Here is a 13,757-nt window from a genome sequence, read left to right as displayed (position 1 = left end):
CCTTCATACTGGAGTAGGGACACCTGCCGCGGTCATCTGGGTGTACAGCGATCGCACGCGTCGGTCGCCGCGATGCACTGCAAGGCGACGTCCAACATCGGCGAGATAGGCGCCACCGCGAACCGACCGGACGTCCTCACTCATCTTCACCGCCGTCGCGGCGACCTTGCAGGCTTCGTCAAGACGCCCTTGATCGGCCAACGTTGACGCGAGAAGCGCGGTGTTGAAGAGCCTTCCGCGCTCGTATCCATCGCTCATGCCCAATGACTGCCGGGCAAATCGCTCGGCTTCGACCGGACGCCCGAGGTCACGGAACGTGTGCGCGAACTTGGCCGCTAGGTAGGCGTTGTCGAAATAGGTCAACCACGTCGGTCCCGAGCCCGGCACGAACCGCTCGAAGGCACTTTCCGCATCGCGAAGCGCTGCGAAGCAAGCAGAAGTGTTCGCCTGCAGCGCGTGACCGTGTGCTTCCAGTACCGCGGCCTCGGCTTGCAAGGCCACGAGGCCGGATCGTTTCGCCGTCCTCCTAGCGGCCAACGCCATATCGACGGCGACCCCATGGGCCTGGTTGAACGCAGCGTGATGACTCATCGCCGCCAGCATTTCGGCTTCAAGCGCATCGTCGCCGGCGTCCTGCGCCAACTTCAACGCTTCACGCAGGTATCGCTGGCCTTCTCCTGCGTTGCCGATGTCGTATGCGATCCAGCCGACAACCTGGTGCAGCTCGGCAGCTGCTCCGAACAGTACTTCACGCTCTGCCGCACTCTTACTCGTGTCGTTCAGCATCGGCGTGACGGTGGAAGTCAAGTACCTGGTGGTTGTCGACGTCGCTTTGCTGTGACCGCCGCCGTACCGATTGTCGAGTCGCCGGAACGTCGCCGTCATGTCCCGAACAAGGTCGACGTCGCTACTTCTGGGTTTCGGCGAAACTGACGCCGACGCGGGGGTCACACCGAGAAGGGACGCACCAACGGCTGTCGCGCCTGCGCCCGCAGCCTTGAAGAATTGTCTCCGTTGCACGTCGTCGAGATTAGCTTTCCGCTCCACGTCTGCCGATGCTTCGTGTGTATAGGAAACCTTGAACCACAAGAGCGCGGGTGGGACACGAAGTGCCTCCGCCCACCGTTCGAGGCTATGCAGATTGCCAGGCGGCCGAGCATCTGGCGCCTCGAGCCGGCTCACATGTGCTTGCGCAAGCCCAAGCCATCGGCCGAGCGCCGCTTGCGAGACATGCGGCGTGCACTCCTTGCGATATGCAGCAATGAGCCGACCAAAATGACGCGCCTCAAATGCAGCGCGGATGCCCTCAGCCTGCCAGAAGGACTCCGGCCGCGTCGGCGCTTCGTGAGAGACCAGCCGACGAATGCATGGTCCGCAGTGCTTGCTCACGCGATCGCGAGCCAGGCGCGCACCGCACGCCTCACACTTGCGCACTCCCTCTTGCACGATGGTCACCCCCGTCGATTCTCAACCTCAGTGTATGCGACCCGACACTCAGTGTCATCGGATTCCATACCTTCCATGTATGGAATCCGACGACCATGGCCGTCTACCAGCAGATTCCATACATCTTTGTCGTTTCGCCCCGAAGACCACGGGCAGACACTCAGTACATGCATCGAGTTACTTACGGTAGCAACACTGCTCCGGGCGTCGACCGCCCGATCGACGACCAAGCAGCCGAGAACCGAAGCTACGAGCGGGCACCCTGACCGTCATGACCGCCCTCTCGCGGCACGCCAACCATGTGCGCGTGCGGCAGGCTGAGAGGGACCCCGGCGCCTGCCCCCTCGCCGGGCTTCCTCTCAGCCTGCCGCCCGAAGCCAGGCGGCGGGAGTACGTGCTCATTCCGTTCACTCCTGCCGCCGTTCCACGTCGAATACCAAAGCTTTCCAGCGCCCAGTGATTTCGAAGGCGAAACAGCGATGCTTGAAACCGACTTTCATAACTCGATTACCATGAACTCCGGATTTACTGCCGATGCCGACCTCGTAGCCGCGGTCCGCGCAGGCGACGCCACCGCCTACAGTGCACTCTATACGCGCCACTGGCTCACCGCCCTGCGCTACGCTCGACGTCTCACCAGGTGCGACGCTACCGCGGAAGACGTTGCCGCCGATGCGTTTATCAACATCTACCTAATGTTGCTCGAATGCCGGGGGCCGCGTAACGACTTCGGAAATTATCTGATGGCCACAGTCCGAAACATAGCTATTCATGACTACCGCAATAGCCATCACTTGAAGTTTGTCGACAATATCGACAAATTCACGCAAGACACAGATTTGTCGCCGGCCACGATAATCCAGGAGCGAATCCAGTCACACTTGGAACGCAGTCGAGCGACCCATGCCTTTCTCCGTCTTCCTGAATCCTGGCGCCAGGTCCTCAAACTCACCGTAATCGATGAGCGGCCCATAGCCGACGTGGCCGCGATCATCGGACGGACGCCCAACGCTACCCACGCACTTGCCCTCCGCGCTCGCCGCGGCCTGAGAGCCAGCTACGCCGAGTTACCCGACGCCGCTTGACGTCCGGCGGGTGTGCCGCAGGCCCTGCATCACCAAGGAAGGCAATCGAGACCTAGCCTCCAACAGCTCGGCTGCCACCAACGATCCATTGATCTCCTCTCACCCCGCCCTTTCACCGCACCGAACACCACCCTCAGCCTGAGGAGGGCTGCCGATGCCCACGGGACGTCACGCACACGTTACCTCTCGACTCCTTTCAACCAGTTCAAAACATGGCCACGTCAGCTATCTCGGCTTTTTTCTCTTACTGGTTGGCGGCGGCGTCATCATCGGCAGCGCGTTCGTCCTCGCCTACCTCGCGGGGAGACTCTACTTCGGACTTCCGCTGACGTTGTAAGGCTCACGCCGCCCAACCCCGGTCTCCTGTCCTGATTCACCCTGCATCTACCGCGGCGCAAGATGAGGAATCAAGATGTCCTTTCCTGCACACCAATCGCGTACTGCAAAGTCAGTGCTCGGTTCGAGATGGCCGACGATCGGTCGCCAGATCGCCACATGCCACCACGAGTTGAGCAGCCATGCCGTGGATCCAGACTGGACGAAGAACTCCTCTTTGCTTGGGGATCTCCGGATGTCGACGCACCGAGACGGGCGGCGACCTCACCAAGTCTGGGAAGCCATCGAGCGGCGCGCTCAAGGCTTGCCGATCCGCTTGATCGCCATCCAGCTTGGGCGGTCTCGGAGCACGATCACCCGCTGGCTGCAGCAACGCGAGCATTTCTAACGAAGCCCTGAGGCCAACACTGCCGCGCTTGACCATGCCTGATTGTCGAACCGCCACTCATCCTGAAAAGAGCATGCGATGGATGCCCATCGAAGGCCTGAGTTGCCGCCTATTTCCGATCAAGACCGGCTTCCACACAAAGAGGCCGCGGGCCCTGCCATGAGCCCAGGCGATGACGCACCAGGACCGCGGGTGAGCGCCTACGCCTTGATCGGCCGCCACGAGCAAATCCTGCTCATTGCAAACGACAGCGGAAGCCACGTCCTTCCTGGAGGCCCCGTCCGCAGCGGCGAGCCGATCGAGCACGCACTTCAGCGCCTCATGTTCGATCAACTCGGGACAACCGTGGCCAGCATGGAGTTCTGTTCAGTGATAGAGCACGAGGTCGACAGGAAATCGTCGCAGGACTCGGCATCCGAAGCCGCCTTCCTGTTCGACGTCATACTTCCTGACCTCAGCACCATCTCCGACCGCTTTCCCTGTATGCACTGGTGGGCCAACGAGCCAGATCTCATCCTATTGCGACCAACCGCGATCAGAGATGCGATTCTGACCGGAAACCTGTCGTCGAATATTCCATGGTGGGCATGGTCACCCTGACACATCAGCACACACAGCCAACAAGGCGATCCGTCGCCCTAACCTGAATTCAGAGAGCGTGATACCAACGAACCGAATGCCGACCTGACTAGCATCGCCGTCGCCACGCGGACAGGCAAGGAAACCGATGAATCCGACTAATAGCCAGCACATTTCCCCTGCGGAACCGAGGACCTTCGGACGCCAAACGTTGGCGAATCCAAGGACGAGCCAGACATCTCGGAAGCAACCTAAACTTCATGTTTCCTTCGTCTACCTCATCGGTAAGCCTCCGGCAGGATCACTCGAACTGGGTGACGCTGCACCGAAGGCCTGCCTGCGTATCACTTTCCGGAAGACGGGCGCGCGTTCAATTCACACCTGGGTGGAGCGATGACTAAGGGGTTTGATCAGGATGCGTTCGCTGCCTTCGCCGTGTTCTTCTTCCCCGCACTTGGTGCGCTTGTTTCACTTGCCGGCGCCGGGTTCATTGCACACAGGGCATTGCGCAGGGTTCAAGACGTTCACGAAGACGCCAAGTATTGGCGGGACGAGGCTTTCGAGATGTGGCAGGAGATGTGCGCGCTGGGAACAGAGACCACGCAGCAGATGCCAAGAGTCAGGGGCGACCTCGGGAAGCCATTGGAGATCGCAGATCAGTTCCCTGATCGGACGCAGCCCAAGCCGCAGAAGGTAGTCAGCACCGGCCGTCATCGCCTTCACTCTAGAGCACAAGGCCTTTTTCACGGCCAACTTCCTCACCACAGGACTGACCGGGTCTCACCCCGGTCATCAAGGCCTCCGGCATAGCCAGACAGCCGGAGTTCTGTTAACACACAAGGAAAAGAGAACTGTTGAGAATCAAACTCCTAGCCGCCGCAACCGGTCTCGCGTTCGCCGCTACGGCAGGTGCGGGCGTGGCGAGCGCGGACGTCCAGCCGTACATCGTGGGCGGGCACCCCGCCACGGTTTCCACGCCGTGGATGGCGTCGCTCCAGTACACCGCCCCGGACTACGGAATCGCCGAAGCGCGGCACACGTGCGGAGGCGCCCTGGTCTTCCGGGACTGGGTCGCCACGAACGCGCACTGCGTCACCGACCCGCCCGAAGAAGCGGAGAAGACCAGCAGCAGCCTGCATTTCCGTAACGGCGGCCTACCTATCCCGACCAAGGCCAAGCGCTTCTCCGTGCGCATTGGCTCCCACGACCGTACCCAGGGCGGCGAGACCGCCGTGGTCAAGCGGATCGTGGTGAACCCGGGCTGGGACTGGAACTCTCCGGGCGGACACAAGTGCAAGGTCGCGCTCCCGCAGCCGGATGAACCCGTCACGTGCGACATGGCCATGGTGCAGCTCGACCACGTCGTGAACCTCCAGCCGATCCAGCTCGCACCGCGTGCGGCAAAGCCGGGCGACCGCGTGGAGCTCTTCGGCTGGGGCGACGACACACCGGACCCCACGCCCACCATTCCGACGCAGTTGCAGCAGCTCTCCACCAGGGTGATCCCGCCCTCCCGCTGCGCGGACGCCGGGCAGTCCGCCGGGGAGACCTGCACCGGTAACCCGAATGGCACGGACGGCCCTGGTGCCGGCGATTCCGGCGGCCCCGCTGTGAAGTACGTCGGTGGCGTGCCTCAGCTGGTCGGCGGCGCCAGCCGCGCGGGCTCGCCCTATCCGGGTGCGGCTCCGACCGTCTACACGAGTTCGCCGTACTTCCGTGGCTTCATCTACGACACGGCTCGCGGTCTTCCCATGGGCGCGTAGTTCAACTTGCGCCGCACCCGGCTGGCGGCCGGGTGCGGCGCACCCCGACTGACTGACCGACGAACGGAGGACGAGATGAACGAAAGACCTGCGCTGGAGATGGTCTCCGATGGTACCGACGCGACGACCGCCGAAGCCGAACCTCTGTTCCTCGGCAACTCGATTGCCGTGACCCTCAGCGGAGTCTCGGCTGACCTCCTTGACCGCCACCTACGCGGAAGCGACCAGCCCGACGAGATCGTCGGCGCACTCTACGACGTCCTCGACGCCGTGAAACCGGCCGCGCTGAACGGGGAGCGTCAGAGACAGGCGTTCGTCCACCGGCTGGCCGGGACAACCACCGTGATCGTCAGCGTGGCTCTCCCACCGGCCCTCCACCCGACCTCGTCACCGCACGAGTGAGAAAAGTTCCGCGCCGACTCGCTACAGCAGTCGGCCGGTTGTAATGAGTAATCAATCCACAGAACTGGAGATGATCATCGTGACCGCAACGCTGGACGTCACAGGCTTCTCGGACGATCCGTTGGCGTCGCACAGCCCACGGTTCCCCCTGTCCCGGGGCTCGGTCGCCTCGGAACCCGGCGAGGCTCCGTCCCCGGCGGGTGTCCGCCCGTGGAACCTCCGCCGGATGGCCGAGATCGCCTTCGACGGAACACCCAGCCCTGTCGGCAGCTACGACCCTCTGCGTCAGATCCGTGTCGATGGGGAAGGCCGACCGCTGATCGAGATGGGACCGCCGACCGCGCCCACCACGGGCAGCCAGGACGGTTCCGAAGGGGATCAGTCCGAGGACTACCACAACGACTGACATGTCCATACTCATCTTGGCCGAAGAGCGGGATCCGAGCGCCGACTCGATGGTGCTCGCCCTCCACGACCGCGGAGCCAAGGTGTACAGGCTGAACACCGCCTGGTTCCCCGCGCAGCTGAGCATCACCGCTCAGCTGCGCGGGGGCCGCTGGACCGGCTGCCTGCGCACCGAACACCATGTGGTCGACCTCGAGGAAATCCAGGCGGTCTGGTACCGCTCGCCGAAGGCATACCGTTTCCCGGCCGCGCTCAACACCGCCGAGCGCGAACACGCGAACATCGAAGCCAAGTACGGGATCGGCGGCGTGCTGATGTCCCTGGACGCGTTGTGGGTCAACCACCCGGCGCGGCTGGCGGACTCCGGCTACAAGCCGTATCAGCTCGCGGTCGCAGCCCGGTGCGGCTTGCAGGTTGCCGACACCCTGATCACCAACGACCCGGAGCCCGTCCTCCGCTTCGCAGGGGACGGGAAGACGGTCACCAAGATGCTCGGCGCGGTCTCGATCGTGGAGGGCGGCGTGCGAAGGTTCGCTCACACCCACGTCCTGGACGCAGACGACCTGCCCGATTTGGCCGGTGTCGAGGTCACCGCGCACCAATTCCAGCGGTGGATACCGAAGGCGTACGAGGCGCGCATGTTCGTCATCGGCGAGCACGTCACCACCGCCGCGATCCACTCGCACACCGAGTCAGCCCACGTCGACTGGCGCACCGGATACGGCAGCAACACCTACGAGCTGGTCACGCCACCAGCCGAGGTCATCGACGGCGTCCGCCGCCTGATGACGGAGCTGGGCTTGGTCTACGGCGCTCTCGACTTCGTGATCGGCCCGGACGGCACGTGGACGTTCCTGGAGATCAACGCGGGCGGACAGTACGGGTGGATCGAGCATGAGACCGGCGCACCGCTGACCGACCACCTCGCCGAACTGCTCATGAAAGGGCCTCGATGACAACCGCAGCGAACTGGACCACACACGCCCGAAAGCTCGCTGACCTGATGCGGGAACGCGGCGATATCACGACGCCGGCGTGGCACGCCGCCGTCGCGGACGTTCCTCGCCACGTGTTCGTGCCACACGCGTACGAGCAGGACAACACGGGCCAGTGGACGGGCTGGGACACCGCCGACCGCTGGGACCGTGTCTACGCAACCCGAACGCTGGTCACCGCGCTGGACGATCGCCGCGGCTTTCCCGATCCCGTTTCGTCGAGCACGAATCCCGAGCTGATGGTCCGGATGCTCGAACTACTCGACTTCCACGACGGTCACCGCGTCCTGGAGATCGGCACCGGCACGGGATACAACGCCGCTCTGCTGTCCCATCGCCTCGGTGATGACCGGGTCTTCTCCGTCGACATAGACCCGGACCTGGTCGCGCTGGCGGGCGAGCGGCTGAACAGCATCCGCTTCCGGCCCACCCTCATCGCCGCCGACGGACAGGGCGGCCTACCGCAGCACGCGCCCTACGACCGGATCATCGCCACCTGCGCGGTCCCGGCGGTCCCCGTCTCCTGGGCCGAACAACTAGCGCCCGGTGGCGCGGTCCTCGTTGACCTAAAACTCGCGATCAGCGCCGGGAACCTCGTGCACCTCCACCTCAAAGACGGTGGAACCCTGGAGGGCCGTTTCGCACCCAGGTTTGCCTCGTTCATGGCGATGCGGCACGAAAACGACGAAATCGTCTCAGTGCCCCCGGTCGAGGACGTCGACGGCGAACGGACCTTCACCGCCGCCGCTCCAGTCCCTCCCTGGAACTCGCCGGTCGTCTGGTTCCTCGCGCAACTCAGCGGTCTCCCCCGTGGTGTGCGGTTCGGCATGGTGCTCGATCGCGAAACCCGACAACCCTACGAAGCCACGCTGGCCGCACCGGACGGCTCGTGGACCCGAATCAACCTCGCTGAGCGCACCGTCACCGAAAGCGGGAGAACCGCACTGTGGCGGCCAATCGAGCAGGCGCATCGGCTTTGGCTCGACTCAGGCCGCCCGAACTGGCAACGGCTTGGGTTGACCGTCGACAAGTACGGCCACAACACGGTGTGGCTGGACGAACCCGATAGCGAGCACCGTTGGACTATTACCGACAACTGACTTCGCACTCGGCGGCAAATAGCAACTGCTACATGGCTAGACCCGCCGCCCAGCCGTCGTCTTCCTGTGCACGACATAGCCGGCTTGGATTCGGTGCGGGTTCGAGCGGGCACAACTGCACCCCAGCAGCACCAAGGAATTCACCTTTCACTTTACCGGGCTCAGCTACATCCGGCCCGGCCGACAGCGGGATCATCGTGAGTTCATCCAGGATGGGTCAAAGGCAGTCCGCTCAGGACAGTAGCCGTCCGCTACGGGCGCATCGGCGTCTACACAGTAAGCCCGTCGCGACAATCGCACGTGAAGCCGACGCCAGCAACGCCGAGATACACCGTGCGCTCGGCAGTCATCAAAGGGTCGGGGGTGACCAGTGACGACGGCGAAAGATCCCGACAACGACCCGTCCGACGCAGCGGCGACCGAGCGCAAGCGGCGTGAGGCGTTCACCGAAGCGTGGTTCGACCTAGAGATCAGCGTCTCGGATCTTAAGACGATGTTCGATATGGGCACGGCCAGTCTCTATCGCCACGTCTATGTCTTCGGCCTCCCGAAGCGTCAGCTCTTGCAGGAAACCGGGCGACGGCAGCTCCGCGACATGTTCTGCGGGAAAAGGCTGACGGTAGACGAGATTGCGGATTCTCTTGGCCACAGGAAGATCGCGATCGCCCGGGCGTTGGAGTTTCACGATCTTCTGCGCGAGCGGCAGGGAACGGAATACAGCGAAGAGGCACAGATGAACTCGCTGGCGTCAGCAGATGACTTCCTCAGCGTCCAGAGGGTCCTGGGGCGCGAGCTAAAGAAGCAAAGGCAACAGCGCCGGTGGACCAGGAATGATCTGCTGGAGCGCCTGGACTCCGACGTCTCGGGACAGATGATTGCCACGTACGAGCTTGGCACGCGCAAGATATCAGTGACGCGACTTTTCGAACTATGCCTGGCGATGGACGAGAGTCCATCCGAGATCGTCGCAAGGGTTCAGCGACAGGTACTCGGGGACAGTCCTCGGCGAATCCGCTTAAATCTCCGAAAGGTCGTCGAGAACGAACGTCCAGAGCTGGAGCCTCTTCGCCGCTGGGCCGCAACCCTACTGAACCAGGACAAGCCTGTCACAACGTACTCGTTGGATAAACCGGCGTTGAACTGGCTCGCAGACGTATGCTCGATGTCAGTTCTGGATCTGGAGACCACCCTCAAAGCGATGGCTACCCGCTATGTCTTGTGAAAGGCCCGTACTGACGGGATCGCCATCCTTGGGCCCGCTCGGTGGCGTCCCGGCAAACCTCTTCGCGCCCGCCGGGACGCCACCATCCCTCTACCGCAATTCGATCAGAACACGCTAACGACTTGGCCGTATCAGCAGAGAGAATAGTGCACTGAAGACAATGCCCTGAGCGAAATGGAATCCATCGGCGAAATCAGCACCGCCGCCACACTGACCTGACAGCGGCACGTGACACGTGCCCGGTTCACCACTGCTTCCGCAGCACGACAACGAGGCCCCGATGAAACCAGCCAACAGTCAATACGTTTCCAGCGCGAAAAGGAGGGAGATCGGCGCCGAGTTGCAACGCATCCGAACTCGTGCCGGGTACCTCGTAAAAGACATGAGCCACATGCTGGACTGGCCCACTTCGTCAGTGTCGCGTTTGGAGCACGGCAAGTGGAAGGCACCTGACGGCAAGATCGCGCTCTACCTCGCGCGAGCGAGAGCCACTACTGCGGAGTTCGATCGCCTGCTGACGCTGGACCGCGCCGCCGACGACGGCTATCAGGCGAGGCCACACCCCCGGGAGGTTCCTGACGGCCTTATCCTCGTCTCCTTGCTCGACGCCGAGAGCATGTCCTGCACAACTTACGACCCCCGCGACATTCCCCGTCAGATCCAAACCGAAGCGCACATCCGCCTCACCCTTCGCCGCCACGGCCACCAGGACGGGCCAGAGTTCGAGGCCGGTGTCCAGAACCGCCTTCGATGGCAGCCCCATAACAGCCTTCAACGAGGCCCGTTCACGTTCTATATCCCCGAAAAGGTTCTTCTCGCCCACCCCGGAGGTCTTGCGGTCGCGCGCGACCAGCTGGCGCATTTGGCGGTCCTGGCCGCAGCGCCCCGCTGCCGCATCCACCTCGTACCCGCCGACGCGCCCGTGGATGACATCTCCATCGCGTTCACCGTGTATCAGCACGACGAACACCCGCCCGTTCTCCACCTTCAGCACCCCACGTTCAGTACCTTCCTCGAACAACCACACGACCTCGCCTACTACGAGACACAGACAGCACGTCTGGCGAAATTGTCACTCAGCCACTGGGAAACCACGGAATGGCTCATCCGAACGGTGGCCGACATCGAGCATCGTCTGGAACCCGACCAGGCTCGCATCCCAGACCACCGCGATTCTGCAGCGAGGTTCGGGGCATGAATCTCCCCTACGCACTCGACGACGACCGTGCAGCCATCACCGCCGTCGGCCACGAGATCAACCGGCCGAACCCGGCACGCTGGCGAGCGATGACCACCGACGACGAGCGACTCCGGCAGACCCACCGCGCACTCGGACTGCTGATCAAACAAGTCGAAGTCTCCTTCCTTCAACGCAAAGCCAGCCTGCGCGCTGTCGAAGGCACGTATAAGGACCGCCGGCGAGCAAAAGTCGAGTATGAGGAATGGAAGTCACGCACGATCCATTTCCTGAACCGCGCGTGTGAGCGCCGCGGGAGCATCGCACCCCGCGTCCGCCTGCTCGACGAAACCAACGTCATCGATGACCTGCGAACCGCGCTGGAAACACTCGCCCGGGCCGTCACCGACCACCGCGACGCGATCCGCGCCGGTACCCGGAACGAGACGACCGCGGACCGGATGCTGTGGCTGCAGCTCGACCTCTCGCGCCACACCGTCCTGCGCGCTCGCGCACGCTAGCCCGAACGAACCGGGGTTGGGGTCCGTCGAGTGGCGGGTGTGGACTAGTTGACGGGGCTGCGGCGTTCGAGGAAGACGGTGTCGTGCCAGATGCCGTCGCGTTGGGCGATGCGTTCGCGGATGCCGACGGTGCGGTAGCCGGCGCTGTGGTGCAGGGCGATGCTGGCTCGGTTGTCGGTGAAGATCGAGGTCTGCAGCGTCCAGATTCCGGCGGCGTCGGCTTCGGTGACTTGCTTGAAGAGTAGGGCTTTCCCGACGCCGCGGCCGCGGTGGCTTTCGGCGACGTAGACCGATGTTTCGGCCACTCCCTGGTAGCACTCGCGTTCTGAGACAGGAGTGATGGCGGTCCAGCCGGCGACCTCGCCGTCAGCCTCGGCGACCCACCGATGCCCGGGCAGCCATTTCGCGTCGAGCGCTTTACGGCTGGGGACTTCGGTCTCGAAGGTGGCGACGCCGGTCGCGATGCCCTCAGCGTAGATCCTGCGCACCGCGTTCCAGTCACTGGCGGCCATCGACCTGACGGTGACGTCCTCGGGCAGGTTGTCCGGGCAGCAGGGCCGCGGCGCGAGCAGGCCCATGACGGCGTCGGCTGCGTGCGGCAGGCCGCTGCAGCACGCCTGATTGATCGTCACGACCGTGGCCGTGCCCTCTTTCCGCAGGTGCACGAAACCGACATCGGCCAGTTTCCGCACATGGTGGGAGCACGTGGATTGGCTGGTCCCGAGGATCTCCGTCAGCGCGCCCACGGTCAGACCGCGAGGCGAGGTCGCGACCGCGTGCAGCAGCTTCACCCGCATCGGCTCGGCCAGGCAGGCGAACCAGCCGGCGTAGGTCGCGGCCTCGGTTTCGGGCAGGAGGCCGGCGAGCGGAACAGGCACCACGGTGGTCATGCCGCCCAGTATCGACCAGAATCGATGGTTGCGTCAATCGACACTGGTCGATACAGTCCCCCGCATCGACTCAATCGAGTTGGATCGATGAAAGGTGCATGGGGATGAACGAGCTTCCTGTCGTGGTGATCGGAGCGGGCCCGGTGGGGCTGGCGGCGGCCGCCGAGCTGGTGGAGCGGGGTTTCGAGCCGCTGGTGCTGGAGCGCGGCGCGCACGCCGGCGCCGACGTGGCGGCGTGGAACCACGTGCGGCTGTTCTCGCCGTGGTCCGAACTCGTCGCCCCGGCGGCCGGGCGGCTGCTGGAGACGACCGGCTGGACACGGCCCGACGGCGAGGCGTACCCGACCGGTTCGGACTGGGCCGCGCTGTATCTGCGTCCGCAGGCGGCGGCGCTCGGTGACCGGGTGCGCTTCGGCGCCGAAGTGGTCGGGGTGGCGCGCCGGGGACGGGACCGGGTCGTGGACAGCGGCCGCGAGGACGAGCCGTTCACCGTGCACGTCCGCGCCGCCGACGGGACGGAGGAGCGGATCGCGGCGCGGGCGGTGATCGACGCGTCCGGCACGTGGTCGACCCCGAATCCGCTCGGCGGCGAAGGACTTCCCGCCGTCGGTGAGCGTGCGGCGACCGACCGGATCACGTACCGAGTCCCGGATCTGGGCGACGACACGGTGCGGGCTCGGTACGCGGGCAAGCACGTGGTGGTCGCGGGCAGCGGACATTCGGCGCTGACCGCGCTGGTCGCCTTGTCCGGCCTCGCGAAAGACGCGCCCGGCACGCGGATCAGCTGGGTGCTGCGCCGTGGCGCGGTCGGCAACACCTTCGGCGGCGGCGACGCCGACCAGCTCCCCGCCCGCGGCGCCCTCGGCCTGCGCGCCCGAGCCGCGGTGGAGTCCGGCCTGATCACGGTGGTGACCGGGTTCCGCACCGAGGCGGTCGACCGCGACATCGACGGACGGTTGGCCCTGGTCTCCTCGGGCGGGCAGCGGATCGAGCAGGTCGATGAGGTCGTGACCTTGTCCGGTTTCCGGCCCGATCTGACCTGGCTGTCGGAGATCCGGCTGGAGCTGGATCCGACGTTGCAGGCACCGGTCGCGCTCGCGCCGCTGATCGACCCGAACGTCCACTCGTGCGGAACCGTGTATCCGCACGGTGCGAAGGAACTCGCGCATCCGGAGAAGGACTTCTTCCTTGCCGGGATGAAGAGCTACGGCCGGGCACCGACCTTTCTGGCGATGACCGGTTACGAGCAGGTGCGCAGCATCGCTGCCCAGCTCGCCGGGGACCACGAGGCGGCCGCGCGGGTCGAGCTGCGGATGGCCGAGACCGGAGTCTGCGGCGGCGCCGGCCTGTTCGACGAACCCGACGACGCACCGGCCGCCGGCGGTTGCTGCGCGACCGCGGAGCCGGAAGTCCTCACGTTGTCCGCACCGTCGGCCGCGGCACGCTGA

14 protein-coding genes are annotated in these 13,757 nt (G+C 64.5%); 12 read left to right on the top strand and 2 right to left on the bottom strand.

Annotated features, from left to right (window positions below; translation table 11 throughout):
• Positions 1-3: 3 nt before the first annotated feature.
• Positions 4-786 carry a tetratricopeptide repeat protein gene (locus AJAP_RS44720; RefSeq protein WP_228695043.1) on the bottom strand — a complete coding sequence of 261 codons (783 nt, stop codon included), beginning with the start codon at positions 784-786 and terminating at the stop codon, positions 4-6.
• Between the two features lie 1,139 nt (positions 787-1,925).
• Between AJAP_RS44720 and AJAP_RS07215 the strand changes: the two genes are divergently transcribed.
• From AJAP_RS07215 to AJAP_RS07170, 11 genes are all read left to right on the top strand, one after another.
• Positions 1,926-2,531, top strand: coding sequence for an RNA polymerase sigma factor (locus AJAP_RS07215; protein WP_038509148.1), 606 nt, complete (start codon positions 1,926-1,928; stop codon positions 2,529-2,531).
• A 412-nt stretch (positions 2,532-2,943) separates the two neighbouring features.
• Positions 2,944-3,255, top strand: a complete 312-nt coding sequence (locus tag AJAP_RS45310) for a helix-turn-helix domain-containing protein (protein WP_148311469.1) — start codon at positions 2,944-2,946, stop codon at positions 3,253-3,255.
• A gap of 192 nt (positions 3,256-3,447) precedes the next feature.
• Positions 3,448-3,855 (top strand): NUDIX domain-containing protein, encoded by a 408-nt coding sequence (locus AJAP_RS07210; protein WP_051972372.1) that lies wholly within the window; start codon positions 3,448-3,450, stop codon positions 3,853-3,855.
• 833 nt (positions 3,856-4,688) lie between these two features.
• Complete coding sequence (locus AJAP_RS07205; protein ID WP_228694881.1) at positions 4,689-5,597, top strand: S1 family peptidase; 909 nt, start codon at positions 4,689-4,691, stop codon at positions 5,595-5,597.
• Between the two features lie 75 nt (positions 5,598-5,672).
• Entirely contained in the window at positions 5,673-5,999 is a 327-nt protein-coding gene (locus AJAP_RS07200) for a hypothetical protein (RefSeq protein ID WP_038509144.1), read from the top strand.
• Positions 6,000-6,078: 79 nt separating this feature from the next.
• Complete coding sequence (tgmA, locus tag AJAP_RS07195) at positions 6,079-6,405, top strand: putative ATP-grasp-modified RiPP (RefSeq protein WP_228694880.1); 327 nt, start codon at positions 6,079-6,081, stop codon at positions 6,403-6,405.
• A gap of 1 nt (position 6,406) precedes the next feature.
• Complete coding sequence (tgmB, locus tag AJAP_RS07190; protein ID WP_038509142.1) at positions 6,407-7,360, top strand: ATP-grasp ribosomal peptide maturase; 954 nt, start codon at positions 6,407-6,409, stop codon at positions 7,358-7,360.
• Between the two features lie 47 nt (positions 7,361-7,407).
• A complete protein-coding gene (locus AJAP_RS07185; protein ID WP_407639398.1) occupies positions 7,408-8,499 on the top strand; it encodes a methyltransferase domain-containing protein in 1,092 nt (363 codons plus the stop codon).
• A 370-nt stretch (positions 8,500-8,869) separates the two neighbouring features.
• Positions 8,870-9,721, top strand: a complete 852-nt coding sequence (locus tag AJAP_RS44250; protein ID WP_051972370.1) for a helix-turn-helix domain-containing protein — start codon at positions 8,870-8,872, stop codon at positions 9,719-9,721.
• Positions 9,722-10,001: 280 nt separating this feature from the next.
• Positions 10,002-10,919: a helix-turn-helix domain-containing protein gene (locus tag AJAP_RS07175; RefSeq protein ID WP_038509139.1), complete on the top strand. Its 918-nt coding sequence runs from the start codon at positions 10,002-10,004 to the stop codon at positions 10,917-10,919.
• Complete coding sequence (locus tag AJAP_RS07170; RefSeq protein ID WP_038509137.1) at positions 10,916-11,419, top strand: hypothetical protein; 504 nt, start codon at positions 10,916-10,918, stop codon at positions 11,417-11,419. The genes AJAP_RS07175 and AJAP_RS07170 overlap by 4 nt, the downstream gene beginning before the upstream one ends.
• A 44-nt stretch (positions 11,420-11,463) precedes the next feature.
• On the opposite strand, the gene AJAP_RS07165 is transcribed toward AJAP_RS07170, so the two are convergent.
• On the bottom strand, positions 11,464-12,309 hold the full coding sequence (locus tag AJAP_RS07165; protein ID WP_038509136.1) for a helix-turn-helix domain-containing GNAT family N-acetyltransferase: 846 nt from the start codon (positions 12,307-12,309) through the stop codon (positions 11,464-11,466).
• A 104-nt stretch (positions 12,310-12,413) separates the two neighbouring features.
• Here AJAP_RS07165 and AJAP_RS07160 point away from each other — a divergent pair, with 104 nt between their 5' ends.
• A complete protein-coding gene (locus AJAP_RS07160) occupies positions 12,414-13,757 on the top strand; it encodes an FAD-dependent oxidoreductase (RefSeq protein ID WP_038522564.1) in 1,344 nt (447 codons plus the stop codon).

Origin of the sequence: Amycolatopsis japonica, from assembly GCF_000732925.1 — a bacterium.
Lineage (GTDB): Bacteria > Actinomycetota > Actinomycetes > Mycobacteriales > Pseudonocardiaceae > Amycolatopsis > Amycolatopsis japonica.
The sequence above is the reverse complement of the archived record's forward strand: the minus strand, read 5'-3'. Positions and strand labels throughout refer to the sequence as shown.

Bases quoted from the DNA above. Each gene is read 5' to 3' on its own strand.
- AJAP_RS07160 (WP_038522564.1), top strand. From the start codon at position 12,414: ATGAACGAGCTTCCTGTCGTGGTGATCGGAGCGGGCCCGGTGGGGCTG.
- AJAP_RS45310 (WP_148311469.1), top strand. From the start codon at position 2,944: ATGTCCTTTCCTGCACACCAATCGCGTACTGCAAAGTCAGTGCTCGGT.
- AJAP_RS07215 (WP_038509148.1), top strand. From the start codon at position 1,926: ATGCTTGAAACCGACTTTCATAACTCGATTACCATGAACTCCGGATTT.
- AJAP_RS07175 (WP_038509139.1), top strand. From the start codon at position 10,002: ATGAAACCAGCCAACAGTCAATACGTTTCCAGCGCGAAAAGGAGGGAG.
- tgmB (WP_038509142.1), top strand. From the start codon at position 6,407: ATGTCCATACTCATCTTGGCCGAAGAGCGGGATCCGAGCGCCGACTCG.
- AJAP_RS07170 (WP_038509137.1), top strand. From the start codon at position 10,916: ATGAATCTCCCCTACGCACTCGACGACGACCGTGCAGCCATCACCGCC.
- AJAP_RS07165 (WP_038509136.1), bottom strand. From the start codon at position 12,309: ATGACCACCGTGGTGCCTGTTCCGCTCGCCGGCCTCCTGCCCGAAACC.
- AJAP_RS07200 (WP_038509144.1), top strand. From the start codon at position 5,673: ATGAACGAAAGACCTGCGCTGGAGATGGTCTCCGATGGTACCGACGCG.
- AJAP_RS44720 (WP_228695043.1), bottom strand. From the start codon at position 786: ATGCTGAACGACACGAGTAAGAGTGCGGCAGAGCGTGAAGTACTGTTC.
- AJAP_RS07185 (WP_407639398.1), top strand. From the start codon at position 7,408: ATGCGGGAACGCGGCGATATCACGACGCCGGCGTGGCACGCCGCCGTC.